This window comes from Sodalis praecaptivus (genome assembly GCF_000517425.1).
GTDB classification, from domain to species: domain Bacteria; phylum Pseudomonadota; class Gammaproteobacteria; order Enterobacterales; family Enterobacteriaceae; genus Sodalis_A; species Sodalis_A praecaptivus.
On record NZ_CP006569.1, the window covers coordinates 2,277,371 to 2,302,788 of the forward strand.

Genomic DNA, 25,418 nt, shown 5'->3' on the forward strand with positions numbered 1-25,418 from the left:
GGATGTGAACGAGGGTGCGCTTATCTTAACAGATAAATCCCGGCTGCATGTTGTGGATACTTATATTCATGAAAAGGGCGTATTGGGTGGTGACGGCATCTTGCATGGCAATGTTAACAACCGCGCCGGTTTACTTTTCGTGGGCAATAGCCTGTTTTTCAAAAACTGGGGTAATGACACCAATAATATCCCGCAGACCAAAACAAAGAATATGCTGGAAATTATGGGTGGCTATGACGCTGAGGGTGACAGCAAAATTTTAATTCATATCGATGCAAAAAAATCAGCAAAATCACCCTATTTGAAAATCAGCGGGTCGGTAACGGGCAGAAGTGCGCTGGAGATCACCAACCTTGAAGACCCGAAAGTTTTAAAGAGATTAACTAAAGACCAGGGATTATACCTTATCCACGTTGAGGGCGCAGCCGAACTCGGCGCATTTCATATGCCGCCGTCGGAGATAGGCCCGCATTATTATTTTTTACAGCCCATATCCCAAGACAGCTACCGAGTTTGGGCTCTGAGCGGCCAGCCAGGAACGGCCACGGCATCGCTCGTTCCGTCGGACGCCTTAACGGCCGTCGCCACGGTTCGGTTGCCCGAGAGAACGTCGATCTCTCAGGCGTCGCCGCCCGCAAAGCCGCCCCGCATGCTGGAATACATTGAGCTTGTTTCTCCCCTTACCCCCGTTGAAGAAAGCGTTATCGAGGGTCATGAGTACAGCGAACCGCAGTTTCCGGCCGAAATGTTGCGCCCGTCCCCCTCTTCTGCGCTGACGCCCGCTGGCGAAAGCCAGAGTTTTCCCATGTTTGACGATAACACCGAGAGGGAAAAACCCCCCTTACCGGCGCGTAACGGCATGCCAAAGGGGGCCGATAGGGAGAGCCTCGCTGACCAGGATGATGGCCGGTCTGCTGAACCGACGCCATCCCGGCGAGATAGCCGCTCTGGATCCTTCGCTAGTGCCAATCATTACACGCCGATTGTTGACCGGCCCGCAGAGCCGACGTCAGCCCGCCGGGACAGCGCGGCAAAGTCTAACGTCAGCGTCACGCCTACGGTGAACCGCCAGAGAGATGATGCCGTTGAGCTCGATGCGGCCCCGATCACGGTGGTGCCGCCGGAAGTCATGGCAAAGTCCGTCGCGACCCCTTCTTACCCGGACAAAACGAAGGTCGTGTTAACGGGTAAGGATAATGGCGATACGCCAAGCCACAGCGGCGATAAAAACGATAGCGGTGATTTACGTCCAGCCGGCAACGGCATCAATCACCCGCCCTTAACCCATGACAATGGCGGCAACGATAACGATCATGCAGGTCAGGCCGACAATGAAAGCGATAACGTCAGCCATGCCGAGGGTAGAAACGCAAGCGGTAACGACAGTCAGGTCGAGGATAGAAACGCAAGCGGTAACGTCAGTCAGGTCGAGGATAGAAACGCAAGCGATAACGTCAGTCAGGTCGAGGATAGAAACGCAAGCGGTAACGACAGTCAGGCCGAGGATAGAAACGCAAGCGGTAACGACAGTCAGGCCGAGGGTAGAAACGCAAGCGGTTACGTCAGTCAGGCCGAGGATGGAAATGCAAGCGGTAACGTCGGTCAGCCCGAGGAGGGAAACGATAGCGGTCACAGCTATCAGGCCAGTGGCGAAGATGATAACGGTTCCCTCCCTTCAGCCGACGGCGAGAATGAGAGCGTGACCGCCCACGCTGGCGGTCACGTTATGGGCGATGAGCTTGACGAGGAGGACGGCCGCGAGGATGGCTCCCTGATGGGCGCCCCGCCGTTTGCGCCGCCGACGGTCATCGTCCCTGCGGTGGGGGTTTACGCCGCTAACCATGCCGTGGCCAACACCTTATTTATCAGCCGTGGTGCAGAGCGCAACGTGACAGCAGGTATGACGGGATTTAGCGTGATGATGAACGGGGAACCTCGCCCGACGTTGTGGTTACGTATCCTCGGGGGTGAGACGCACGCGAATGTAGGCAACGGCAGCTTACGAACCAAGACCACACGTCAGGTAGTGCAAGGCGGCGGTGCCATCTGGCAGTACAGCCATACTGGGCGGGACAGCGGGCAATTGGGCATCATGTTTGGCGCCGGCAAAAGCGCCACCGTTAGTCACTCCACTCAGGTGTTAAGCCGCGCCAGCGGTGGACTTCAGGGCTATTCGGTAGGCCTGTATGCCGGCTGGCAACAGCGGCCCGCACGGGAGGGCGGTTATCTTGACGCCCAGCTAAGCTACAGCTGGTTTAACAATCACGTTCAACGGGCTGAGGCGCCGGTGGAGTCTTATCGCAGCGCGGGATTTGGCGCAACGCTTGAAAGCGGTTATCGCTGGCGGCTGTTTGCGGGCGCAGGATTTGACGCGTTTATCGAACCGCAAGGGCAATTGAGCTGGATGGGGGTCAAAGCGAACCGCCTCAGCGCGCGCGCGGCCTACCGCGACGTCGTCCTGACGCCCGCGGCCTGGCAAACCCGCCTTGGGACCCGCCTCTCGCTGTGCGGTGGCGCCGACCAGCCGGGCTCGTCACCCGCTTTCCAGCCTTATCTGGAGGTCAATTGGATAACCACGTCCCAGCCCTTCGGCGTGCAAACAGGCCCCATGCGCTATGTCCAGGACGGCCGCCGCCAACTGACGGAAGTTAAAGTCGGCCACGAGGGGCAATTGAGCCCGAGGGTAGGCGTCTGGGGCCATCTCGCCCATCAGCGTGGCGCGGGGGGATTCAGCGATATCGCCGGGTCACTGGGGGTAAAGGTGAATTTCTAATGCCAACGTCGGGAGTGGCGTGTGCAGCTCTCGTGCAGTTCATTCCCGTCATTGCCACTTCGCAGAGCGCCACCTTCCTTGGGCACTCTGTCATTTCCCATTCCTTAACCGAAGTTATTACCTCATGATGACTCAAAAAAAAACGTTGCTTGGTCTGATCTTTGTTATTGTCGCCACCGTCGCGTTATCCGTGGCGGTATGCCCTGTCCTCCGCCCTCATTTCCTTTTTAGCGAAAAAACCGGCATCGCGTTGCCGATGCCCGATGCGCCGCAACCGCCGCCCATAGACGGCCCGCCTGATGACCGGCGGCTGTCGTCCGCCACGAGCGGTGGTCCTCATGATGCACCGTTGCCGCCACTCACCGGCAACGCCCCGCTTAATCCGCGGTTATCGCCTCTTCCCGGCGACGCTCCGCATGATTTGCGGTTATCACCGCCTACCGACGACGGCCTATCCGGCCGACGGTTGCTATCGCCCAGCGAAAACGATCCTCTTGGCCGGCGCTGGCTCACGCCTTTGGCGCCGCAAGGGCGCGGACGGTTACCCGGTTGGCCGCAACAGGCGTTAGTGACGGAGGCATTCGTTTCCTCGCGCCGGCACATAGCGATGTCGCCCGTCATTCAGGCGCCGTTACCCATCGCGGCCAGTCATTACGCTTTGGATCAACGTGACGATGAGTGCCGCCGCGCGGGGGGAGGAAACGAACTGCGTCACAGCCGGCCGGAGAGCTTTTTTTTTTCAGCCCTTACGCATGACCAAGCGGCTGCTTAAAACGCTTAAGAAAGCGCCACAGTAGCCATCTTCGCTTACCGCGGCGATGCCCGCTGCGCGTGGGAGACGGTCTGGACCATGCCCCTTCGACCGCGCTAAGGCGTTGACTTGCCTGACGCCTTACACCCACGTTTCACATCGCAACACGCGATACCGCCCACTTTGCCGGCAGTGTGCCTACGCCTGTCGGCGTCAGGGCTTTACCCCCGCCGGGCTGTCCCTCCTGCATCTGGCCGTTATCTTTCATAAGGGTTTGCAGGCAGTGACGACAACTGACGCATTTCTCTGTGACGTTGTCACCCTAAAGGGGCTGCGTGGGTAATTACTTTGGGCGCCGGCGTTTATGTTACCGATCTTTTAAGTGACGTTGTCACCTTAATCTGTCTGATGGGTACTCATTTTAGGGCGCGTTTGTTAGCGTAGCCGCTTCCGGCGGCGATAAGAAGGCGTCATGGCACGCCCGCTACCCAGGCTGGCGCTGCCAGGCGACCTCCCCCTGGATCAGCGTCTGATAAATATTGCGGTCATCCCCGAGCATCATTAGGGCAAACAGCCTTTCGTGGATGTCTTTACCGTTTTGCTGGCGTAACCGTTGCAGCGGCGTTGCCGCCGGATCCAAAATCACCATATCCGCCTCTTTGCCAACGGCGAAATTGCCGATAACATCATCTAACGCCAGCGCCTGCGCGGCGCCAAGCGTGGCGTGATAAAAGGCTTCGTACACCGACAGACGATAGTGCTGCAATTGCGCCACTTTATACGCTTCAGCCAGGGTTTCCAGCGCATTAAACGTGGTTCCCGCGCCGACGTCGCTACCCATACCCACCGCGACGCCGGCGTCCCAGCTTTTTTGCAGATTAAACAACCCGCTGCCCAAAAACAGGTTAGAGGTGGGACAAAACGCGATAGCCGAACGGGTGGCCGCCAGACACTGCCACTCCGCGTCCTCCAGATGAAGGCAGTGAGCAAAGACGCTTTTATGGCCGGTCAGGCCGTAATGATGATACACATCCAGATAGCCCGCCCTTTCAGGGTACAGCTGCTTGACCCAGGCCACCTCCTGCGGGTTTTCGCTGAGGTGGGTTTGCAGCCAGACATCGGGATACTCCCGCCTCAGCGCCCCCACCACCGACAGCAATTGCGGCGACGAGGTCGGCGCAAAGCGCGGCGTTAACGCATAGCCCAATCGACCTGTGTTATGCCAGCGCTCAATCAGCCGTCGGGTATCCCGTTCGCTTTGCGCCGGCGTTTCCAGCAGCGCTGCCGGGGCATGTTGGTCCATCATGACTTTTCCCGCGATGACGCGCATGTTCCGCTGCAACGCTGCGGTAAATAGCGCCTCTACCGATGCCGCGTGCACCGTGGCGAAAACCAAGGCGCTCGTTGTGCCGTTGCGTAACAGCTCTTGGAGAAAAAAGTCCGACATCGCGGCGGCATGGTCGGCGCAGTGATACTGGCTTTCTGTCGGGAAAGTATAGTGATTTAACCAGTCCAAAAGTTGGCTGCCCCAGGCGCCAATCATCTCGGTTTGCGGGTAATGGACATGGCAATCGATAAAACCCGGCACGATGAGCTTGCCCGGAAAGTGGCTGAGGGGAACTGACGGCGGCACGTGATGGCGCCCCGCTTCCCAAGTGTGTAAGGCGCGGATTTTGCCCGCTTCGATGATCATCACCCCATCGTCAATAAAGCGGGCCGCCTGTTCTAGCGCATCGGGATGACGCACGAGATGGGCAATATCAAAAAAGCTGCCGCGAACGGCTTTGATCGAATGCATTGTTTACGCCTGTCATCATGACCGCCGGGCCGGTGGCGCGCGAGTCTCGCCATCCTCAATGCCGCGGTAGTGGGCCGCGCTGCCGCGCCCGGTAAAAAATCACTTTTCATTGCGGTTCTCGCCAGCGCGCTGGTCGGCGGTAAGCAAACCAGCGCTGACCGCCTCTGCGCTGAAACGAAAGCGGCGGGGTCTCGCCGCGCCGAAACGTCGAGCCTAAGAGTATCGCAACAGACGGGTCACGTTGGCAAAAACAAATGGACACGCATTGTCATTATTTATCAATTGGATAAAAATCCCTATTCCGTTAAGGTGGTAACATTCATGCTCTCACCGTGATGCAATGGGAAAAGCAACCGTTTGCGGACTTTGCCCTTCTCATTATGGTGCTATTTTTGTAACGGGCATAAGCAAATTAAACGGCTCTATAATAGGGGCAGAAATGACGGCGCAATGGCGTTTTTGTCCCCCAGAACCCCAGACAGGCCTTCTCCTAAGGCAAGCTAAGCGGGGCCCTACCCTAAGTTTATACGGGTGAGCGGCTTGCACGCGCAAGGCGCACCGCCACGGCGGTGCGCCTTACCTCACGTAAAATCCATAACGGAGGCATTACGATGGAATATCGTCAACTTGGTCATTCGGGATTGCGGGTTTCCGTGCTGAGTCTCGGCACCATGACATTCGGCGGTAAAGGAAAATTCGCCAAAGTCGGCAATAGCGACGTGGCCGAAGCCCGACGCCATGTGGATATTTGCCTGGAAGCGGGCGTCAATTTTATCGACACCGCCGATGTGTATTCCGCCGGTGGCGCGGAAACGATTGTCGGCGAGGTGCTGGAGCATCGCCGACAGGATGTCCTGCTGGCCACCAAGGCGCGTTTTCCGATGGGGGACGGCCCCAATGATCGTGGTCTGTCGCGCCATCATCTGATTCGCGCCTGCGAAGCCAGTTTGCGGCGGTTGAAAACCGATTACATCGATCTCTATCAGTTGCATGAATGGGACGGTCTGACGCCCCTCGAGGAGACGCTTGCCGCGCTGGAGCATTTGGTTAACGCCGGTAAGGTGCGCTATGTGGGTCTGTCCAATTTTTCCGGCTGGCATATTATGAAAACGCTGGGCGTAAGCGAGCGTATGGCGTCGGTGCGTCCGGTCAGTCAGCAAATCCATTACACCCTGCAGGCGCGCGAGGCGGAATATGAACTTCTGCCGATAGCGCAGGATCAGGGGCTAGGCGTGCTGATATGGAGTCCGCTGGCCGGCGGTCTGCTGTCGGGTAAATATCGTCGCGATCGCAAACCCGAAGGCACGACCCGCCAACTGGCACAGTGGAACGAACCGCCGGTGCGTGACGAGGAAGCCCTCTACCGCATCGTTGACGAGTTGGTGGCGATCGCCGACGATCGCGGCGCGTCGGCGGCGCAGGTAGCGATCGCCTGGCTCATCAGCTCTCGCCTGGTCTCATCGGTTATCATCGGGGCGCGCAATGAGGCGCAGCTGCGCGACAATTTGCAGGCGGCCGATTTAGTGCTGGGCAGCGCCGAATTGCAGCGCCTGGCGCAGGTCAGCCGGCCTCCGCTGATTTATCCCTATTGGCATCAGGCTCAAACCGCCGCCGATCGCCTGTCGCCGGCGGATTTGTCGTTGATTGCGCCCTATCTGCGCCATCCCTGAGCAGAGAGATCTATACTGGGGTATTCGTGGGTCCGCAATAACCGAAAAGGAACGCAATAATGATTATTTTTGTTACCGGCGCCACCGCCGGCTTTGGCGAAGCCATTACCCGCCTGTTTATCAAGCAGGGACACAAGGTTATCGGTACCGGTCGCCGCCAGGCGCGGCTTGAGGAATTGCACCAGGCGCTGGGGGCGGCTTTCTTCCCGCTGCGCCTGGACGTGCGCGACCGGACCGCCGTCGCCGACCAGGTGGCCGGTCTGCCTGCCGAGTGGCGCGAAGTGGACGTGCTGGTGAATAACGCCGGTCTGGCGCTGGGTATGGAGCCGGCGCAAAACGCCAATCTGGACGATTGGGAAACCATGATCGACACCAATAACAAGGGCCTGGTGTATATGACCCGAGCGCTGCTGCCGGGTATGGTCGAGCGACGGCGTGGACATGTTATCAATCTCGGTTCTACCGCCGGCCGCTGGCCCTACGCCGGCGGCAATGTTTACGGCGCCACCAAGGCCTTTACCCGGCAGTTCAGCCTGAACCTGCGCACCGATCTGGTCGGCACCCGCGTCAGGGTGACGGACATTGAACCGGGACTGGTGGGGGGGACGGAGTTTTCGTCGGTGCGGTTTAAAGGGGATGAAGGAAAGGTGGAAAACACCTATAAAAACGCCGACCCGCTCATGCCGGACGACATCGCCGGGGCCGTGTTCTGGGTGGCGACCCTGCCCGCCCATGTCAATATCAATGTGCTGGAAATGATGCCGGTTAGCCAGTCTTTCGCGGGACTCAGCGTGCATCGCGAGGGTTAAATGACAAAGGCGGTCCCTGCTGAGGCCGCCCGCTAAAGCACCGTGGCGCGATGCCTACTGGCGCTGCCTGTCCGCTAAAACATTGCGGCGTGATTCCTACTGGCGCTGCCTACCCGCTAAAGCACCGCGGCGCGATGCCTACTGGCGCTGCCTGTCCGCTAAAGCATTGCGACGTGATTCCCGCTGAGGCTATCCGCTAGAGTACCGTGGGGCGGGCGTTGCAGGGGTTAAACTGCACCAGGCGGCGGCGCTCGTAAGGGGGCAGGCCGCCGGCGGCTCAGAGCGTTCCCCCTCTCACCCTTTCGTCAGCCCGCGCCGTTGCGCCAGCCGCTAATCATGATAATCACGCCGCACAAAATCACCGCTGCGCCCAGCCAATCCTGGGGCGATAATTTTATCCCGTCGATGAACCTCAGCCACAGGAGCGCTGTCAATATATACACTCCGCCGTAAGCGGCATAGACGCGGCCGCTGGCGGCGGGATGCAGCATCAGTAACCCAACGAACGCCACCAGGCTCAGCGCGGCGGGGATGAGCAGCAGCGCGCTACCGCCCCGCTTGACGTAGCAATAAGGCAGATAGCAGCCGACGATTTCAGCGACGGCGGTGGCTAAATACAGCAACAGGGTTTTTGTCATTCACGCTCCGTTTGTATCAACATCAAGCCGGTTGTTGATGGTTCAGAAAGGGGTTGTGATGATATTATTGATTATCGCATACATTTTCAGCGCGTTATGCCGCGCACAGCTTAGAAGGAACATGGCATGAATACAATCCCGACTCAACGTTTGCTCGGCGGCCTGCTGGCACTGGGCCTGATGGCCTACGCCGGCGCGGGCATCGCCGCCAGCAATACCACCCAACATATCGTTATCGATTCCGGCGATACCGCCCGGTCGCGGGAAGCGGCCCGGCAGAGTCAGGAACAATGGAATGCCACCCATATGCTGCGTAACAAAGTGAATACGCGTGTTGAAAAAGATTTTGATCGCTACGATCAGGCGGTGGATTTGCAGGAGAAATGCAACAGCAGCCAGAACGTCAATGCCTATTGGGAGCCCAATACCTCCCGATGTCTGGACCGCCGCACGGGGCGTTCGCTGCTGGCGCCCTAAGTCCATGCGAATTTCCTAACGGGCGCTTCGCTGCTACGCTTATAACGCCACTTCATTATCACATAAGGATGACAGGATGAAGAAGTCAATGTTGTTAACCGCCACGTTGGCCCTGCTCGTGCCTCTCGGCGCGCAGGCCGCGTGCGAAAACGTAAAAGCGGACATCGCCCGGAAGATCGTTGCCAACGGCGTACCCGAATCCGGTTTCACGCTGGAAATTGTACCGAACGATCAGGCGGATAGCGCCGGCGGTCAGGTGGTGGGGCACTGCGAAAACGACACGCAGAAAATCGTCTACACCCGCCACGGGGATGACGCGCCCAGTCCCTGATGCTTACCGGGGGCGGGCGCTGGACGTGTTCCTACCCACCCCCGTCCCCCTGCGCGGGCGTTTGGCGTGTCCCTCCCGCCCGCGCCCCCTTTCGCGCGTGCTACTCTTCCTGTCGCGGGCGCAACCCGCGCGGTACCAGGCCAGCGGCAATGAGCGCGCAAAAAGCGATAAGCGACGAGACCCAGTAAACCCCATGCATTGATAGCGCCACCTGCTGCGCCATGTGCGCCAGCCCCGGGCCGCTATGACTATGATGAGCGATGAGATGCTGCACGGGGTCGTCTATCCCGGGCAGCCGCCGCTGCAAATTCATATTCAGCGTGGCGCCCAATACCGCCGTGCCCAGCGCCGATCCTACCATACGGGTAAAGACGGTTGAGGCGGTAGCGATGCCGCGAATCGCAAACGGCGCCTCGTTTTGTACCGAAACCAGAAAAGTGGTATTGCTCATCCCCATGCCCAGACCGATGACAAACGACGCCAGCCGGGCGGCGGCAATACTGCTCTGGGCGTCCAGCCGCAGCAGCAACAGACTGCCGGCCACAAGCAAAACCGCGCCGCACAGCGCCATCAGACGGTAAGAGGTATGTATCATCAACCTGCCGCACAGCGTGCTTGCCAGCGGCCAGCCCAAAGACATTACCGCCAGCGTCCAGCCCGCCTCAAGGGTGCTCCCACCCAGCACCGCCTGAATATAGGTGGGTAAGAACGCGGCGATACCCATCATCGCCGCGCCGATAATCAGTCCGCCGACGTTGCCGGCAATGATAACTTTGCTTTGCCACAGCGCCAGCGGGAACAGTGGCACGGCGCTGCGCCGCTGCTCCCGCACCAATAGCACGGCGCTGATAACAGACAGCACCAGCAGTCCCGCGCGCCAGCGGCCCAGCTCATCGCCTTGCAACAGCGCGATAAGCAGGCAACCGACCGCCAGCGTCATATAGGCGATACCGGCCACATCCAGCGATGGCGCGTCATGCCGGTGCGGCGCTGCCGGGAGATAGCGCGCCAGTAAACCCGTCGAGATAATGCCCAGCGGAACATTGACCCAAAACACCCCTGACCAATGATAGTGGCGGACGATAAACGCGCCCATTAGCGGGCCGATAATGGCCGATACCGCCCAGACGCTGGAAAGATAGCCTTGCAGGCGCGCGCGCTCTTGCTGGTTGTAGACATCGGCGATGATCGTAGTGGCGAGCGGCACGATAGCGCCTGCCCCCAGTCCTTGCAGCGCGCGAAACAAAATGAGTGCCGACATATGGCTTGCAAAACCGCACAGTATGGAGCCGCTGAGAAACAGCCCGGTGCCGACAAAAAACACCGGCTTGCGGCCAAACATGTCCGCCAGGCGACCGTATATCGGTATGGAGATGGCCTGCAACAGCAGATAGATGGAGAACACCCAGCTCAGCAGCGGGAAGCCCCCGAGGCTTGCGATAATATCCGGCATGGCGGTGGCGACGATGGTGACTTCCACCGCCGCCATAAACATGGCCAGCATACAGGCAATAAGTATCCAACCGCGCCGCAAGGGCGCAGCGGTTGACGCCGGCGTCTGGTGCATAGGTCCCTGATTGAGCGATTTTTTTGTCCGCTGATTATAGCAGCTGACTCCTTGAGCAAACAGTCGGGTATTGACCGGCACGGGGAGTGTCGGTGTCTGTTGGCCGTTTACGCGGAGTGTTGCGCCCCGACCGCCAGCGGCGACAAATCAATAAATTTGGCCAGGTCCCGCTGCTCCGCCCGCGGCAAATAAGGCAATTCACCCAACTGCGGTGCCGGCATAATGCGGTTGAGTACGCTCAATACTTCGGCGTAGTGCGCCAGTCCCGGATTAATACGGTTGGCAACCCAGCCCAATAACGGTAAGCCGTCGTTGAGGATGGCGCCGGCGGTCAGCATCGCATGGCTGATACAGCCCAGTTTAATGCCGATGACCAGCACCACCGGCAACCGTTCGCGGACAACCCACTCGGAATAGGGCCGATAGTCGTTCATAATCGCACGCCAGCCGCAATTACCGTCCACTACCACCGTATCGGCCAGCGTGGAAAGATGCCGCAGCCCGCGGCTCATGGTGTCATAATCTACCGCCTCACCGGTGAAACAACCGGCGGCGGTCTCAGGGATCAGCAGCGGATTGATATCGCTGTAGGGCCGCGCCAGCGAGGACGACGTCTGCAATATCAGGGCATCGTGATTACGCAGTCCCTCGGCGGTCATCAGATTGCTATCGGCGATAGGTTTATAGCCTATCGTCGTATAATGGCTCGCCGCTAAATGCTGCAATAGCGCGCGCGCGACAACAGTCTTACCGACGGCGGTATCCGTACCGGTGACAAACATATGTTTCAACATGGCAACTCCAGACTGTCGTAATCCATTAGAGTTAATAAAATTTCGCGGGAGGATCAGGAAGAAATGTACGTCATTGCGGCGAGGGGTGGCTTGCGTTAGCGCAATATTTTTGCGGTTTTATCCCTGCATCAGCTTAAGCAAAAGTGAACCATCGTAGAGGGCATCTTTTACCAACGCCGCGCCGGGCATGGTGCCATGATGGCTAAAACGGGTGGCCTGGATTTGAATCCGGCGGCTATAATCCGGCAGCGATTGCTGTTGAATACAGCGTTGCATGACCGGATACAGAATCGACGCCGCGCCGTTGAGCGGCGATCCCACCAAAATTTTCTCCGGATTGAACAGGTTCACCATCATCGCCAGAATGCGCCCGACGTTCAGTCCGACGCCGGTGATGATCTCTTGTGCCACGCGGTCGCCGGCCAGCGCCGCGCTGCATAAGCGTTCCACGCTTAACGGAACGTCGTTGAGCACCGAGTCCGGCTGGCGCTTCAGGCGCTGGCGCGTATGCGCCAGTATACTCTCCATGCCGGCAACGGTTTCGAGACAGCCGCGATTGCCGCAGTAACATCGCCTACCGTCGGGGTCGATTTGCGTATGGCCGATCTCCACCAGGGAGCGGCTGCCGCGGTGCAGCAGCCGACCGCCGGTGATGACCCCGGCGCCGACATTATGATCAATGACAATCTGTACCACGTCGTTACACCCACGTGCTGCCCCGTACAGCGCTTCAGCCATGGTCCAGGCGCAAATATCATGCTGCAGGTAGACCGGCACGCCGATATGGCTGCTGAGGACCTCCCCCAGCGGCATATAGCAAACATCGTACCACGGCATGCGGTGTATGATACCGGCCTGCGCGTCGATAATGCCGGGCACCGTGACCGCGATAGCCGTAAGTCGCTCCAACTGACGCTGATGGCGGGTAAAAAATGCATCCACCTCGGCAATGAGGCGCGTGAGCAGCGGTAAGGAAGCCTGCGACGGCAAGGAGACGGTATCTTCCACCACCAGTTTGCTGGACAGTTCGCGCAGCGACAGCGAGAGACTGCCGTGACTGATGTGCAGCGAGAGAAAATGCCAGGCCTGCGTCTCCACCACCACGCCAACGGCCGGCCGGCCGCGTAATCCGTTTTCCTGATACTCCGTCTCGCCTACCAGATGCGCTTCCATCAATTCGCGCACGATTTTGGTGATACTGGCGGGGGCCAAATGGGCATATTTGGACAGCGCGATACGGGAAACGGGACCATACGTGTCAATCAGACGATACACCGCACCTACATTCGCCTGCTTAATTTGATCAATATGCCCGGGTTGACCAATGCCAATCACTGACCCGCTCCCGCTATTTTTCACGCTATAAAATAATAAGATTGGGGGTATGGTGAAACTTTTACGTTTAGCCGTCAACTATTTGATTGGAAATGTGATTTACCGCACATATTTGTTGCGGGCACCGGCGCAGCTCTCGCCGGTAAGGGCGCTGCGGTCGGCCATCATTACTGCCCCTGTAGCATTAAATGTATCATGCGCTGCGCCGAGGCCGACAGGGCGCGCTGGCGGTTGGTGACCAGCCAGACTTCGGTTTTGGCGTCCGGCTCCCGCAGCGCCAGATAGCGCACGCTGTCGATTTTGATGCGCAGAAATGACGCCGGCAGTATCGATACGCCGAGGCCTGCCGCCACCAGACCGACGATGGTCATCGCCTCGCCGACCTCCTGGGTAATATAGGGGTCGATATCATAACGTTTGAGCAGCAGCAGGATCTCGTCATACAGCGCGGTACCGACCTTGCGATCAAAAAAGACGAACGGCTCGTCCGCCAGCTGGCGCACCGTGATGCTTTCGCCCGCCACGCTGGCAAGCGGGTGATCTTGATGCACCACGGCGATGAGGGGTTCGCGCAGCAGTAATTGATAGTCCAACGCATCCGGCAGCGGCGTGTTGCGCATGATACCGATATCCAGTTTGCCGGTCAGTAACGGTTCAATCTGCTGCTTGGTATTGGTATCCACCATTTGGATATGCACATCGGGGTGCTGTTGACGAAACGCCAACAGGCTGGCGGAAATGGATTTGATAAAAGGCGCGGAAGCGGTAAAGCCGATGGTAACCTCGCCGAGTTCCCCGCGATGTACCCGCGCTGCCCGGTCCGCCGCCTGATTGACCTGGGCGATGATTTGCCACGCCTGTTCCAAAAATTGTCGTCCGGCCGGCGTCAGCCTGACGTTGCGGTTATTGCGCTCCAAAAGCAGCGCCCCCACCTGCTGCTCCAGGATCTGGATCTGCTGGCTTAACGGCGGCTGGGAGATGTGGAGCTTCTCCGCGGCGCGGCCAAAATGCAGCGTCTCGGCCACCGCGATAAAATAGCGTAAATGCCTAAGCTCAATATTCATATTTTAAATATATCAATTATGATTATTAATATATTAGACAAAAAAATTGCCGTTTTCTATCCTTATTAAACGATTCAGCTACTCAGCGGCGGCCGTCGCTGAGGTTAACCCTGCATGATGTTGGCATTAAGGATTTATCGTGAACACCCTTTCGCGCACGACGGCTTCATCGCCGGACGCGCCGGCGACGCGTATCGCCCAGCCCGTAACTGCTCCGTCCCGTTCGTTGTATATCAAACGCGGCACGCCACAATTTATACAGCTTACCCTGGCGCTGTTTTCCGCCGGTCTGGCTACCTTTGCCCTGCTCTATTGCGTCCAGCCTATCTTGCCGGTGCTGTCGGCGGATTTCGGCGTCTCTCCCGCCGCCAGTAGCCTTTCCCTCTCGGTATCCACCGGCACGATGGCGCTGGGGTTGCTGTTTACCGGTCCCTTGTCGGACGCGGTAGGCCGTAAATCGGTTATGGTGGTGTCGTTAATACTGGCCGCCAGTTTTACCCTACTCAGCGCGTTTATGACCAGCTGGCAGGCTATTCTCCTGACGCGGGCCTGTATCGGACTGTCGCTCAGCGGCGTCGCCGCGGTGGCGATGACCTATCTCAGCGAAGAGATCCATCCCAGCGTGGTGGCCTTCTCCATGGGGCTGTATATCAGCGGCAACTCCATCGGCGGCATGAGCGGCCGGCTGCTGAGCGGCGTTATGACCGATTTATTCTCCTGGCGGATTGCGGTGGGCTGCATTGGTTTGATGGCGCTGCTGGCCGCGCTGATGTTCTGGCGCATATTGCCCGCGTCGCGCCATTTCCGCCCGACGTCGTTGAAACCCCGCAATTTGGCCATCAATTTCCGCCTGCATTGGCGTGATAAGGGTCTGCCGCTGCTGTTCATCGAAGGGTTTTTGCTCATGGGCTCGTTCGTCACGCTGTTTAACTATATCGGCTATCGGTTGCTCTCGCCGCCGTGGTTGCTCAGCCAGGCGGTGGTGGGCTTACTGTCGGTCGTCTATCTGACCGGCTCCTGGAGTTCACCCAAAGCCGGCGCGCTTACCGCACGCTACGGCCGCGGTCCGGTTATGATGGTGGCCATTTTAATCATGGTGGCCGGCTTGCTGCTGACGTTGCTGGCGCAGTTGGTAGCCATCTTCATCGGCATGATGTTGTTCGCCGGCGGTTTTTTTGCCGCGCATTCCGTCGCCAGCGGTTGGATTGGCCGCCGCGCGCGTCGCGCCAAAGGACAGGCCTCCTCGCTGTATTTGTTCTGTTACTACCTCGGCTCCAGTACCGCCGGTACTCTGGGCGGGTTCTTTTGGCACGGCTACGGCTGGGCGGGCGTCGTGGCCTTTATTACCGTGCTCCTGCTGGTTGGCCTTTACGTCGCCCAACGCCTGCGCCGGTTGCCGGAACTGCGCGCGGTATAGCGCTGAGCGGCTAAAGCCGCTTGGTGGCGCAAAGGCGGCAGACGCAGACGCCGACGGCGCAGGGTTCCTCTGTTTTCGTCGCGCGGCCTGCCTTGCATTTTTGCCGTTAGCGTCCTGGTGGGCGATGTCGGCGCCAGAGCCGCGGCGAGGCGCGAAGGCGTGCGCTGGCCCTGGTCTTCCCTCCCTTCGTTATGCGCTTTCGCCCGTGTTGCGACTCCTGGACGTGAACGGCTGAGTTGATTTCCTGACGAGGTTTCTGGACGTGACGGCCTCTCTTTCGTTAAGGTAATAACCGTAGTATAGTCTTAAAGCGTATAGTATGTTGTAACTAATAGCGAGATGGAACTATGCCCTCTTTGGATTTGACACAGCGTCTTAACGCCTGCTTCAACACCCTGCAGCTGCGCCTGGAGGCCCTAGGACCGCTGCTTGGCGGTTTTCGTCTGCTGGCCGCCCGCGTCTTTACTCTCCCAGAAGTGGAAAAAGGTCAGGAGCAGGCCGAAATCACCACGCTCGAGGTACAACAGCAGGTGGGAAAAACCGCGCTGGCGACCGGCCTGGCGCATTATCAGCGCCTGTTTATTTATCATCAGAAGTCTGACAGCAGCAGCAAAGCGGCGATTCGCCTACCGGGCGCCTTATGCTTCGCCGTGGATGATGATCAGTATGCGTCCGCCCTCGCCTTGGTGGGCGAAATCAACGACCTTAAAGCGCAACTGGCCCAGTTGATTACCGTCGAGTCGCAGCTCCCGCCGGAGCAACGTTTTGACTTTGTACATCGCCATTTGCGCGGTCTGAAAACCCTGAGCGCCTATCGTGGCCTGCAGGTGATTACCGATCCAGACTCTGTGCGTTTTGGCTGGGCAAATAAACAGGTTATCAAAAATCTAACGCGCCAGGAGGTGCTGACGATGCTGCAAAAAAGCCTGCAAGGCGGCCGCGCGGTCCCTCCTTACACCCGGGAGCAGTGGCGGGAGCGGGTGCGCGATGAGATTAACCAGGTGTCAAAACTGCCGCCGGACACCCCGCTGAAAATCAAACGGCCGGTAAAAGTACAGCCGATCGCGCGGGTGTGGTACCAAACGCGGCAAAAGCAGGTGCAATACGCCTGCCCTTCTCCGCTTATCGTGCTCTGCCGCACGCAGCAGGGAGCCACGGTGCCGGCGCTGGGGGAATTGCTGAATTATGACCGCCGCACCATCCGCCCGAAACACGTACCGGCCGCGCTGCCCGCCCATTTACTGATTGAACGACTGCATCTCTATGTCGCCACCTAAGGCGAGCCTCTGCCTATGGCCCGCCTTGCGCCGGTTATTAGACCGTAAACGGTCAGCTTTTCATGCTGCCGACCATGTCTTCCGGTCGGACCCATTCATCGAACTGCTGCTCCGTCACATACCCCAACTTCAGCGCTGAAGCCTTAAGCGTCAGCCCCTCTTTATGGGCTTTCTTGGCGATTTCCGCCGCCTTGTCGTAGCCGATATGGGTATTGAGCGCCGTCACCAGCATCAGTGATTCATTGAGCAACTGATCGATACGATCGCGGTTAGGTTCGATGCCAACCGCGCAGTGATGATTGAAACTGTCGATACCGTCCGCCAGCAGGCGCACCGATTGCAGGAAATTATGGATAACCATGGGGCGGTAAACGTTTAACTCGAAATTACCGGAGGCGCCGCCAATATTCACCGCCGCGTCGTTTCCCATCACCTGGCAACACAGCATGGTCATCGCTTCGCACTGGGTCGGGTTGACTTTGCCCGGCATGATGGAGCTGCCCGGCTCGTTTTCCGGAATACTCAGCTCGCCGATTCCGCAGCGTGGACCGGACGCCAGCCAGCGCACATCGTTGGCGATTTTCATCATCGACGCCGCCAGCCCTTTCAGGGCGCCATGGCCGTGCACCAGGGCATCACAGGTGGCCAGGGATTCAAACTTGTTAGGCGCGGTGACAAACGGCTGTCCAGTCAGTTCCGCCAGCGCTTTCGCCACGCGAACCGCATATTCTGGATGGGTGTTGAGACCGGTGCCCACCGCGGTACCGCCCAGCGCCAGTTCGCACAGATGCGGAATACTTTGCTCAATATGCTTTGTGCTGTGCTCAAGCATCGCCACCCAGCCGGATATTTCCTGCCCCAGCGTCAGCGGCGTGGCGTCCTGGAGATGGGTTCGGCCGATTTTCACAATATCGTTAAAGGCGGCGGCCTTGGCGGCCAAGGTTTTCTTTAATATCGCTATCTGCGGCAGCAGATGTTCACGCACGGCAATAACCGCAGCGACGTGCATCGCCGTGGGAAAGACGTCATTGGAACTTTGGCTTTTATTAACATCGTCATTGGGATGCACCAAACGCCCGTCGCCGCGCTCGCCGCCCAGCAATTCACTGGCGCGGTTGGCCAGCACTTCGTTCATGTTCATGTTGCTTTGCGTGCCGGAGCCGGTCTGCCATATGGCCAGCGGGAATTCGGCGGGGTGTTTGCCGGCCAAAACTTCATCCGCCGCGCTGATAATGGCTTGCGCACGCTTGGCCTCAAGCAGGCCGAGATCCTGATTCACCTCGGCCGCGGCGCGTTTGGTTTGCGCCAGCGCGCTAATCAATTCCGGGGGCATTTTTTCGCTGGAAATCCGAAAATGTTCCAGCGAGCGTTGCGTTTGCGCGCCCCAAAGGTGGTCCGCGGGGACGTCAATCGGCCCCATTGAATCTTTTTCTACACGAGTGACTGCCATCATAACCTCCTGGTATTCATCCTAAAGATCGCTAACCCGCCCCTAGATGCTTACTTCTATGCCCAGGGCATTGGTAGTATAGTCGCACACAAACGCCTACCATTATGCGAGCGGTGAGCGCTATTACAATACGAATCAATAAATTATTAACGGGAACGATCATGGAAAAGATGATAAATACCCTCCAGCATTACGCCTGGGGCAGTAAAGACGCCCTAACCCGACTTTACGGCATTACCGATCCCAATGACCGGCCGATGGCGGAATTGTGGATGGGCGCGCACCCCAAAAGCAGTTCGCGCGTTCTGGACCCCCAGGGCAACGAAATCGCGTTGCGCACGCTCATTACCCGCGATCCGCAGGGCATGCTGGGCCGGGCGGTGGCGGAACGTTTTGGGGAATTGCCGTTTTTGTTTAAGGTGCTGTGCGCCGACGAGCCGCTGTCTATCCAAGTTCATCCCAGTCTGAGCGCGGCGCGCGCGGGGTTTGCCAAAGAAAACCAGGCGGGCATCGCCCTGGACGCGCCCAACCGCAATTACAAGGACGCCAACCATAAGCCAGAACTGGTGTTTGCTTTAACGCCGTTTCAGGCCATGAATGGCTTTCGCACGCTGTCGTCTATCGTCTCGCTATTACAGCCCGTCGCGGGAGCCCACCCCACCATTGCCGCCTTCCTCGCCCATCCTGACGAGCAGCATTTAGCGCAACTGTTCGGCGATTTGCTGACGATGACCGGCGAGCAAAAATCCCTGGCGCTGGATATTCTCACCGCCGCGCTGGACCATCAGCATGGCGAACCCTGGGACACCGTGCGGATGATTGCCGAGGTTTATCCCGACGATAGCGGCCTGTTCTCGCCGCTGCTGCTAAATGTGATCACCCTGCAGCCCGGCCAGGCGATGTTTTTGTTCGCGCAAACCCCCCATGCCTATCTCAAGGGCGTGGCGCTGGAAGTCATGGCCAACTCCGACAATGTGCTGCGCGCGGGCCTGACGCCAAAGTATATCGACGTGCCCGAGCTGATGGCCAACGTCCAATTCGTTGCCAAACCGGAAGACACGCTGTTGACCGTCCCCGAGCAGCACGATGGCGCGCTGGTGTTCCCCATCCCGGTGGACGATTTCGCCTTTTCGCTGCACGCGCTCACGCCGGCGCCGCGCACGCTGGCCCAGGACAGCGCCGCCGTTTTATTCTGCGTCGACGGCCAGGCCACCGTGGACGGCGGCGGTCGACAATGCACCCTCCAGCCGGGGGAGTCGGTCTTTATCGCAGCAAAAGATTTCCCGATTACCGTCAGCGGCAGTGGCCGTTTAGCTCGGGTTTATAATCAAAGCGAATGACCGCCGGACGAAATGCTTGTCAATTGCTACTATATTAGTTGCATGGCATGAGCCTCGTTCCCGGCCGTGTCTGTTTTTTGTTGCCTTTGGCGTTGCTGGGCGGACAAGTGGGATAGCAATAAATTATAAGGATGCATAACCTATGAAAAAAACCCTCGTAGCGGTCAGCGTGATCGTCATTCTCGGCGCCGCCTGGACCGGCGGCGCTTGGTACACCGGCAAACAATTCCAGCGCCGTTTACCTGATTTGGTTAACGACGCCAATGCCCGGTTGCAAAGCGCGTTTCCACAGTCGGGGCTGCGTTTTGCCGCGGAAAACTACCGGCGCGGCGTTTTCACCAGTCATGTTGATGTCGTTGTGCAGTCGGACGGCAGTACCGGCGACAATAAATTGCTCAAGCCGGGCGAAGAGGTGCGCTTTAATGAGAAAGTCGATCACGGTCCTTTCCCGTTTGCCCAACTGAAAAAAGGCGTGCTCATCCCCAGCATGGCGTCGGTACATAGCGAGCTGGCGAAAACGGCCAAAACCCAGCCGCTGTTTGACGCCGCGAAGGCCAATGTGCCGCTGGTGGCGGAAACCCGCTTTGGCTACGGCGGCAACACGGTTTCCAAAATCACCCTGGCGGCGATGGATTTTCAGAATAACCAAACTCTCATTCGCGCCAGCGGCGGGACGTTCGATGTCGACGCGGATGGCGATGGCGACAAGCTGAAGGTCTCCGGCGGCATCGACAGTCTGGTGCTGGGCGGGCTTAATCAGTGGCAGCAGCGCGAACAGTTGACGGTGCATGATTTCACCGTGGATAACGATACCCATAACGGCAAGCAAGGTTACAGCATCGGCGACAATACGCTGAAAGCGCGCACGCTGGTGTACAATCTGGACGGCAAGGATATTCTAAGTATCGACGCGCTCTCCCAGGTCACCCACGCGCAAGAAGACGGCGATAAGTTATCCGTTCAGGTCGCCTATGCCCTGGACGCGCTGCATATTCAGGGGCAGAACTTCGGCGCCGGCAAGCTGAACATCACCTTATCCAATCTGGACGGCAAAGCGATTGAAGCTTTCAGCGATCAGTATCACCAGCAGGTCGCGCAAATCATGCAGCAGACGGGGGCGGTGGATCCGCAGCAGCAGCAGGCGCAAATCACTCAAGCCTTCTTGCAACAGCTGCCCACCGCGCTGAAAGGCAGCCCGTACCTGACTGTCGCCCCGTTGAGCTGGAAGAACGGCAAGGGGGAAAGCACCTTCACGCTGACGCTAAATCTTAACGATCCGGCGGCGGCACAGCAGGCCGCGCAAGATCCGGCGCTGACGCCGGATCAACAATGGGCCAGGTTCGTCAAAAAACTCGACGCCAAGCTGACCGTGCCGCTGGATATGGCCACCGAGACCACCGCGCAGTTCGCCCGCTTGCAGGGTTACAATGAGAAAGACGCCGACCAGCTTGCCAAACAGCAGGTCCAGGGGCTGGCGGCCATGGGGCAAATGTTTAAATTGACCACGGTGGCGGATAATACGCTGACCAGCAGCTTTCAATATGCCGACAACCAAATCAACCTGAACGGCCAGAAAATGTCGATTCAGAACTTCCTCGGTCTGTTCGGCGTACTCGGGCTGCCCGAAGGCGCCCCGCCGCCCGCCGCGCCGCCGGCGGTGCCGCAGCCGTAAATCCCCGCGTTACTATCACCCGCGCTCCCGGCGTCAACCGGGAGCGTTTTCTCAACCGGGCGAATATCGCCCCGGCCGCGAACTGTTATAATGAGTCCTATTAATGTCACCTGAAAGAGTTATCACCCATGATTGATACGTCCCTGCCGCTGACGGATTTGCACCGTCATCTCGACGGCAATATCCGCCCGCAAACGATCCTCGATCTCGGCCGCGAATTTGGCGTCGCCCTGCCCGCCAACACGCTGGACGCCTTGCGTCCCCATGTGCAGGTCACCGCTACCGAGCCGGATTTGGTCAGTTTTCTGCAGAAATTGGATTTGGGCGTGTCGGTGCTGGGGTCGCTGGAAGCCTGTCAGCGCGTGGCGCGGGAAAACGTCGCCGATGCGGTGGCGGCCGGTCTGGATTACGCCGAGCTGCGTTTTTCACCCTATTACATGGCGATGACCCATCGCCTGCCGCTGCAAGGGGTCGTGGAAGCGGTCATCGATGGCGTGCAAAGCGCCAGCCGCGAAAGCGGATTGCCGGTGCGTCTTATCGGTATTATGAGCCGCACCTTCGGCGAAGACGCCTGCTGGCAGGAGCTAGAGGCGATCCTCGCCTGCCGCGACGGCATTACCGCCGTGGATCTGGCCGGCGATGAGCTGGGCTATCCCGGCAGCGAGTTTCTCAGTCATTTTACCCGCGCCCGGGACGCCGGCCTGCGTATTACCGTGCACGCCGGTGAGGCCGCGGGGCCGGAAAGTATTTGGCAGGCTATCCAGGAGCTCGGCGCTGAACGCATCGGCCACGGCGTGAAGGCCATAGACGATCCCAAGCTTATGGATTTTCTCGCCGCCCACGCCATCGGTATCGAAAGCTGTTTGACCTCTAATATTCAGACCAGTACCGTGCGCGATTTAGCGCACCATCCCTTGAAACGCTTTCTCGATAGCGGCATCTTGGCGACATTGAACTCCGACGATCCGGCGGTCCAGGGAATCGACATCGGTCATGAGTATCGTCAGGCGGCGCCGGCGGCAGGCCTAAACGCGCAGGATATCGCCCGCGCTCAACAAAATGGCCTAACCATTGCTTTTCTTAACAAGGCGGAGAAAGAGGCGCTGCGCGCGCGGGTACTCGCCCGCAAACGCTAGCCGCCGCCCGCGGCGCGGCCGTTATCGAGCCAGTATTGACGCCGGTGGCGAGCCCGGCGCGGCGTCTCTCAACGCGGTGACGTCTGCGTGACCATCGCCTCCCCGGGCCGGTGGCGCACCGCCGCGTGCTGCCACAGGGCGCGGGTGGCAAACAGCGCCAGCACTTCGGCATTCACCCGTTTCGCCGGCGTTGTCGCCCGCTTCTCCCTCGTTAAGACTCTATCCGCCAATTCCATAATAATTTGGCTGAACGAATCGGCATTTTGCATTAAAAACCGCCCTCTCACCTGGGGAGACTGATTAAACAGTTGGCGGGCGAGCGTCTTCTCTTTTAGCGGCGACAATGGCACCTTTAGCGCTTTCGCCGTCTCAATAATGCCCCTGGCTTCCTTTTTTGACATATCGCCAATATACAGTCTGGCCAGTTCGTCATTAAGCGGCCGGTGGCCCTCTTTGCTGTCGAGATAAAAAAAATCCCGAGTGTTGATGGCGGTGTGAGAGGCTTCATGCAGGATCGTCGCCACGTCATCATTTAGTTTGTAGCGGGTGCAGAGAAAATGGCATTTGACGTTATAGCGTTTGTAATGTTGGTAGGCGCCGCTTCTTTTAAGATTGATAAAAATGCGCTTAAGCGGATCGTTGCGATAAACTTCACCGACCACATGCTGATTAACGTGGTCTATCAGCCAAATGCGGCTGAAGTTATCGCTAATATGGCGCGAAATCTCGTTCCCCGTGTCCTCAATATTGCGCAGCAAGGTGACCATAAGGGCCTCGGCCTCGGCGGACTCGGGCTCGACCGCGAAAATTTCATGAAAACGCTGCAATACCGGATGTTCTACATCGCCAAGCATCAGCGCTTGCTTGACCTGATGAATATGCTGATACGCGGTGACTACGCCCTCTCTTAATTCCCACGCAGCGTCGGCATACTTACCCGCCAGTGCCAGCTCGCCGTCGTCCAGTCCGTAAAGGAGGATCCCTCTAACGTTATCGCGCAGGTCATCATCCACCTGCAACACCCCGCGATACTCTTCAAAATCATCCGTGCGGAACCCCTCCCGATAGCGAATTTTTTGACTCTGCTGGGCGAAGCTTTTCTTCAGCCGGAGCTGCGCTTCCCTCACCGCCTTGACGTAGTCGATTTCAGCGCCGGCGGCGCCCACAAAGCCCTTTTCATCTGGAACCAGCACAAAGCGCTGTGACCGGCGATCAAAGCGGCAGAGGATCTTATCCGCCGCCTCCGGTCCCAGCATAAAGACATGCGGCAGTAACGGATGCTTATCGATTTTTACCACCTGCTCTCCTAACAGCAGATACCGCGTGCCCTGGCGCGAACGCACGATCCCTTGACTAGAGGGCGGCGAGAGCGCGTCGACATCGACGCGGGGGTCCAGTAAAGTCTCCGTTATGGCCTGGCGCAAACGCGACGACACAAAGCGATACGCATGCGGGCCTGAACCGCTTCGCTGTTGCTGTGCTTTCACTTTAAAACCCAACCGCCATCGATTCTTCGCGTCGAGATAGACCGGATAACCGGATTTGCCCGGTTTAGCGATATCATAAACTTCGTAATAAGGCGGGTTGTCGTGTTGTCTCACCGGCAAAAATTGATCCGCAATTTGAATACACGTTTGCGTGCTCTTATCGTTCGCCAGGGTCACCTCAAACAGGCCGCCATCCTGCTCGTGCCCGAGAGATCTGGCCGCCTGTACCCTGAGCGCAAGCTGATTGATGATGCGCTCCTGACCATGAAGGTATGAGCTTTGTCCGGGCACCGCCCAGGCTGGCGCGGGATCCGTTTTCTCCACCCACCGTCCCCTTTTTACGTCGTACTGCACTTCTCGCTCGACGCCACGACGCCGGGCGTAAAACCGCCCCTGTCGGTGCGTTATTCTCCACACTTCGCCCTCTAACCGGGTAGCCAGGGACTGACCGGACACGAAGGTGTTTTTGGGTAATGTCAGCGTACGGTCAATGGGTACGCCGCGGTTATCTTTCGGCGAGGCTGCTATGATCGATTTCGCCAGAAGCAGAATCTGATTATTGACCTCGTTTGCCTCATTAACATCCACGGGTAGGCCGTCAATTTCGTCGGCCAGCATTTTAAGCAGCGGACCGCCTATGTTTTGCGCGATGACCAGCGGTTGCGAACCGGGCAATAACGCCACCACCGCGGAAACCACCGCATCCACTTTATGGGTAATGTTGCTGAGCTTTTCCACTTCGTCTTCGCTGGGGCAGCGGCCCACGTTCTGATAGAAGTAGATCACCTGCGACTCTTCCGCCAGGGCCGATACCGGATTTTTCAAAGTCTTGCCAATTTGGCGCAATATACCGGCGGCCGTCAGGGTTTGCCGTTGCTCAAAACATGAAAAATCCAGCTTGACCTTTTTGACCTCATCCGGCGTCGGGGCAAGCGTGGTCGTGGGCGGAGGATCCGCCACATAGGCGGCGGCGTGGGGAGGCGCCAGTGCAGCGCTTGCCGCGGGGGAATGGGGAGAATAGGGCCCGCCAGCCGCGGTGGGTGGATAGAGGAAATAGGTCCCATCGACCGCGGCGGCGTCGGGATGGCGCACGTAACCAAGGGTATCCCGCCAAGTCTCGTCGTTATCATGGCCCGCCGAAGACCATGGCCCGCGATAAGCACGCCAGAGACCCGCGCTAACCGCGCTGGCCAGCAGCAGACCGCCGAGCAACAACGCTTTTTTGGTGCTCAGTCGCCAGCGGCACGGGGGCGCCCCCAGCCCCGTTTCGCGCTGATGCCGGGCCCGATCCATCAACGTTTCACCGCGAAGCATCACCTGTTGCAGCAGCGCGTCGTCTTCCCAAGGAAGGCTCGCGCAGGCGGCTGATTGACGCTCGGCGCGCGCGCCACGCGCCAGGAGGGCCCCCGGCGAGGTTGGCAACAGCGTCGTACGTTCAGATGTATTGGCGATAGACTGCAGGTGACGGATCCCAGTGCTGCCGCCGGCGGATGGCGCGGGGGCGAGGGAATGTCTGCGCGGCGGCCCTACCGCGGCGGCGTTATTCAATGACTTTACGGGCATGACTTAATGGGATGAGGGATAACAGAGTCCCAAAAGGGTAGCAGCAGATTATTTCTCTGCGCGCGCGGG

At 58.6% G+C, this 25,418-nt stretch carries 19 protein-coding genes; 11 read left to right on the top strand and 8 right to left on the bottom strand.

Features of this window, described 5'->3' with window-relative positions:
• Positions 1-52 precede the first annotated feature (52 nt).
• Together SANT_RS10095 and SANT_RS10100 are read left to right on the top strand one after the other, a co-directional pair.
• Positions 53-2,773, top strand: coding sequence for an autotransporter outer membrane beta-barrel domain-containing protein (locus tag SANT_RS10095; RefSeq protein WP_158500156.1), 2,721 nt, complete (start codon positions 53-55; stop codon positions 2,771-2,773).
• 124 nt (positions 2,774-2,897) lie between these two features.
• Positions 2,898-3,545, top strand: coding sequence for a hypothetical protein (locus SANT_RS10100; protein ID WP_025422176.1), 648 nt, complete (start codon positions 2,898-2,900; stop codon positions 3,543-3,545).
• Positions 3,546-4,008: 463 nt separating this feature from the next.
• On the opposite strand, the gene guaD is transcribed toward SANT_RS10100, so the two are convergent.
• Positions 4,009-5,322, bottom strand: a complete 1,314-nt coding sequence (gene guaD, locus SANT_RS10105) for a guanine deaminase (RefSeq protein ID WP_025422177.1) — start codon at positions 5,320-5,322, stop codon at positions 4,009-4,011.
• A 611-nt stretch (positions 5,323-5,933) separates the two neighbouring features.
• Here guaD and SANT_RS10115 point away from each other — a divergent pair.
• Together SANT_RS10115 and ydfG are read left to right on the top strand one after the other, a co-directional pair.
• Positions 5,934-6,992: an aldo/keto reductase gene (locus tag SANT_RS10115; RefSeq protein WP_025422179.1), complete on the top strand. Its 1,059-nt coding sequence runs from the start codon at positions 5,934-5,936 to the stop codon at positions 6,990-6,992.
• Positions 6,993-7,051: 59 nt separating this feature from the next.
• On the top strand, positions 7,052-7,801 hold the full coding sequence (ydfG, locus tag SANT_RS10120; RefSeq protein ID WP_025422180.1) for a bifunctional NADP-dependent 3-hydroxy acid dehydrogenase/3-hydroxypropionate dehydrogenase YdfG: 750 nt from the start codon (positions 7,052-7,054) through the stop codon (positions 7,799-7,801).
• Positions 7,802-8,106: 305 nt separating this feature from the next.
• Here the strand turns inward: ydfG and SANT_RS10125 are convergent, their stop codons facing one another.
• On the bottom strand, positions 8,107-8,439 hold the full coding sequence (locus tag SANT_RS10125; RefSeq protein WP_025422181.1) for a YnfA family protein: 333 nt from the start codon (positions 8,437-8,439) through the stop codon (positions 8,107-8,109).
• Positions 8,440-8,565: 126 nt separating this feature from the next.
• Here SANT_RS10125 and SANT_RS10130 point away from each other — a divergent pair, with 126 nt between their 5' ends.
• Both SANT_RS10130 and SANT_RS10135 read left to right on the top strand, forming a co-directional pair.
• Positions 8,566-8,916: a DUF1283 family protein gene (locus tag SANT_RS10130; RefSeq protein WP_025422182.1), complete on the top strand. Its 351-nt coding sequence runs from the start codon at positions 8,566-8,568 to the stop codon at positions 8,914-8,916.
• Positions 8,917-8,992: 76 nt separating this feature from the next.
• Positions 8,993-9,247 (top strand): DUF1161 domain-containing protein, encoded by a 255-nt coding sequence (locus SANT_RS10135; protein WP_025422183.1) that lies wholly within the window; start codon positions 8,993-8,995, stop codon positions 9,245-9,247.
• 100 nt (positions 9,248-9,347) lie between these two features.
• Here the strand turns inward: SANT_RS10135 and SANT_RS10140 are convergent, their stop codons facing one another.
• From SANT_RS10140 to SANT_RS10155, 4 genes are all read right to left on the bottom strand, one after another.
• Complete coding sequence (locus tag SANT_RS10140) at positions 9,348-10,814, bottom strand: MDR family MFS transporter (protein ID WP_025422184.1); 1,467 nt, start codon at positions 10,812-10,814, stop codon at positions 9,348-9,350.
• Between the two features lie 107 nt (positions 10,815-10,921).
• Entirely contained in the window at positions 10,922-11,608 is a 687-nt protein-coding gene (bioD, locus tag SANT_RS10145; RefSeq protein WP_025422185.1) for a dethiobiotin synthase, read from the bottom strand.
• 117 nt (positions 11,609-11,725) lie between these two features.
• Positions 11,726-12,943, bottom strand: coding sequence for an ROK family transcriptional regulator (gene mlc / locus SANT_RS10150; RefSeq protein WP_025422186.1), 1,218 nt, complete (start codon positions 12,941-12,943; stop codon positions 11,726-11,728).
• 167 nt (positions 12,944-13,110) lie between these two features.
• Positions 13,111-14,007, bottom strand: a complete 897-nt coding sequence (locus tag SANT_RS10155) for a LysR family transcriptional regulator (protein ID WP_025422187.1) — start codon at positions 14,005-14,007, stop codon at positions 13,111-13,113.
• 139 nt (positions 14,008-14,146) lie between these two features.
• Between SANT_RS10155 and SANT_RS10160 the strand changes: the two genes are divergently transcribed.
• Together SANT_RS10160 and tus are read left to right on the top strand one after the other, a co-directional pair.
• Positions 14,147-15,424, top strand: a complete 1,278-nt coding sequence (locus SANT_RS10160) for an MFS transporter (protein WP_025422188.1) — start codon at positions 14,147-14,149, stop codon at positions 15,422-15,424.
• 347 nt (positions 15,425-15,771) lie between these two features.
• A complete protein-coding gene (tus, locus tag SANT_RS10165; RefSeq protein ID WP_025422189.1) occupies positions 15,772-16,701 on the top strand; it encodes a DNA replication terminus site-binding protein in 930 nt (309 codons plus the stop codon).
• A 52-nt stretch (positions 16,702-16,753) separates the two neighbouring features.
• Here tus and fumC read toward each other — a convergent pair whose 3' ends face one another.
• Positions 16,754-18,151 carry a class II fumarate hydratase gene (fumC, locus tag SANT_RS10170; RefSeq protein ID WP_025422190.1) on the bottom strand — a complete coding sequence of 466 codons (1,398 nt, stop codon included), beginning with the start codon at positions 18,149-18,151 and terminating at the stop codon, positions 16,754-16,756.
• A gap of 161 nt (positions 18,152-18,312) precedes the next feature.
• On the opposite strand from fumC, the gene manA reads away from it, so the two are divergent.
• From manA to add, 3 genes are all read left to right on the top strand, one after another.
• Positions 18,313-19,491: a mannose-6-phosphate isomerase gene (manA, locus tag SANT_RS10175; protein WP_025422191.1), complete on the top strand. Its 1,179-nt coding sequence runs from the start codon at positions 18,313-18,315 to the stop codon at positions 19,489-19,491.
• A 142-nt stretch (positions 19,492-19,633) separates the two neighbouring features.
• On the top strand, positions 19,634-21,163 hold the full coding sequence (locus tag SANT_RS10180) for a YdgA family protein (protein WP_025422192.1): 1,530 nt from the start codon (positions 19,634-19,636) through the stop codon (positions 21,161-21,163).
• A gap of 128 nt (positions 21,164-21,291) precedes the next feature.
• Complete coding sequence (gene add / locus SANT_RS10185) at positions 21,292-22,299, top strand: adenosine deaminase (protein WP_025422193.1); 1,008 nt, start codon at positions 21,292-21,294, stop codon at positions 22,297-22,299.
• A gap of 68 nt (positions 22,300-22,367) precedes the next feature.
• On the opposite strand, the gene SANT_RS22935 is transcribed toward add, so the two are convergent.
• Positions 22,368-25,334, bottom strand: a complete 2,967-nt coding sequence (locus SANT_RS22935) for a hypothetical protein (protein ID WP_051440152.1) — start codon at positions 25,332-25,334, stop codon at positions 22,368-22,370.
• Between the last annotated feature and the right edge of the window lie 84 nt (positions 25,335-25,418).

What these genes read in the sequence shown, in the direction of transcription:
- tus (WP_025422189.1), top strand. Translation starts at nt 15,772, where the DNA reads ATGCCCTCTTTGGATTTGACACAGCGTCTTAACGCCTGCTTCAACACC.
- SANT_RS10115 (WP_025422179.1), top strand. Translation starts at nt 5,934, where the DNA reads ATGGAATATCGTCAACTTGGTCATTCGGGATTGCGGGTTTCCGTGCTG.
- bioD (WP_025422185.1), bottom strand. Translation starts at nt 11,608, where the DNA reads ATGTTGAAACATATGTTTGTCACCGGTACGGATACCGCCGTCGGTAAG.
- add (WP_025422193.1), top strand. Translation starts at nt 21,292, where the DNA reads ATGATTGATACGTCCCTGCCGCTGACGGATTTGCACCGTCATCTCGAC.
- SANT_RS10140 (WP_025422184.1), bottom strand. Translation starts at nt 10,814, where the DNA reads ATGCACCAGACGCCGGCGTCAACCGCTGCGCCCTTGCGGCGCGGTTGG.
- SANT_RS10100 (WP_025422176.1), top strand. Translation starts at nt 2,898, where the DNA reads ATGATGACTCAAAAAAAAACGTTGCTTGGTCTGATCTTTGTTATTGTC.
- SANT_RS10180 (WP_025422192.1), top strand. Translation starts at nt 19,634, where the DNA reads ATGAAAAAAACCCTCGTAGCGGTCAGCGTGATCGTCATTCTCGGCGCC.
- SANT_RS10135 (WP_025422183.1), top strand. Translation starts at nt 8,993, where the DNA reads ATGAAGAAGTCAATGTTGTTAACCGCCACGTTGGCCCTGCTCGTGCCT.
- SANT_RS10125 (WP_025422181.1), bottom strand. Translation starts at nt 8,439, where the DNA reads ATGACAAAAACCCTGTTGCTGTATTTAGCCACCGCCGTCGCTGAAATC.
- fumC (WP_025422190.1), bottom strand. Translation starts at nt 18,151, where the DNA reads ATGGCAGTCACTCGTGTAGAAAAAGATTCAATGGGGCCGATTGACGTC.
- SANT_RS10130 (WP_025422182.1), top strand. Translation starts at nt 8,566, where the DNA reads ATGAATACAATCCCGACTCAACGTTTGCTCGGCGGCCTGCTGGCACTG.
- guaD (WP_025422177.1), bottom strand. Translation starts at nt 5,322, where the DNA reads ATGCATTCGATCAAAGCCGTTCGCGGCAGCTTTTTTGATATTGCCCAT.
- manA (WP_025422191.1), top strand. Translation starts at nt 18,313, where the DNA reads ATGGAAAAGATGATAAATACCCTCCAGCATTACGCCTGGGGCAGTAAA.
- ydfG (WP_025422180.1), top strand. Translation starts at nt 7,052, where the DNA reads ATGATTATTTTTGTTACCGGCGCCACCGCCGGCTTTGGCGAAGCCATT.
- SANT_RS10155 (WP_025422187.1), bottom strand. Translation starts at nt 14,007, where the DNA reads ATGAATATTGAGCTTAGGCATTTACGCTATTTTATCGCGGTGGCCGAG.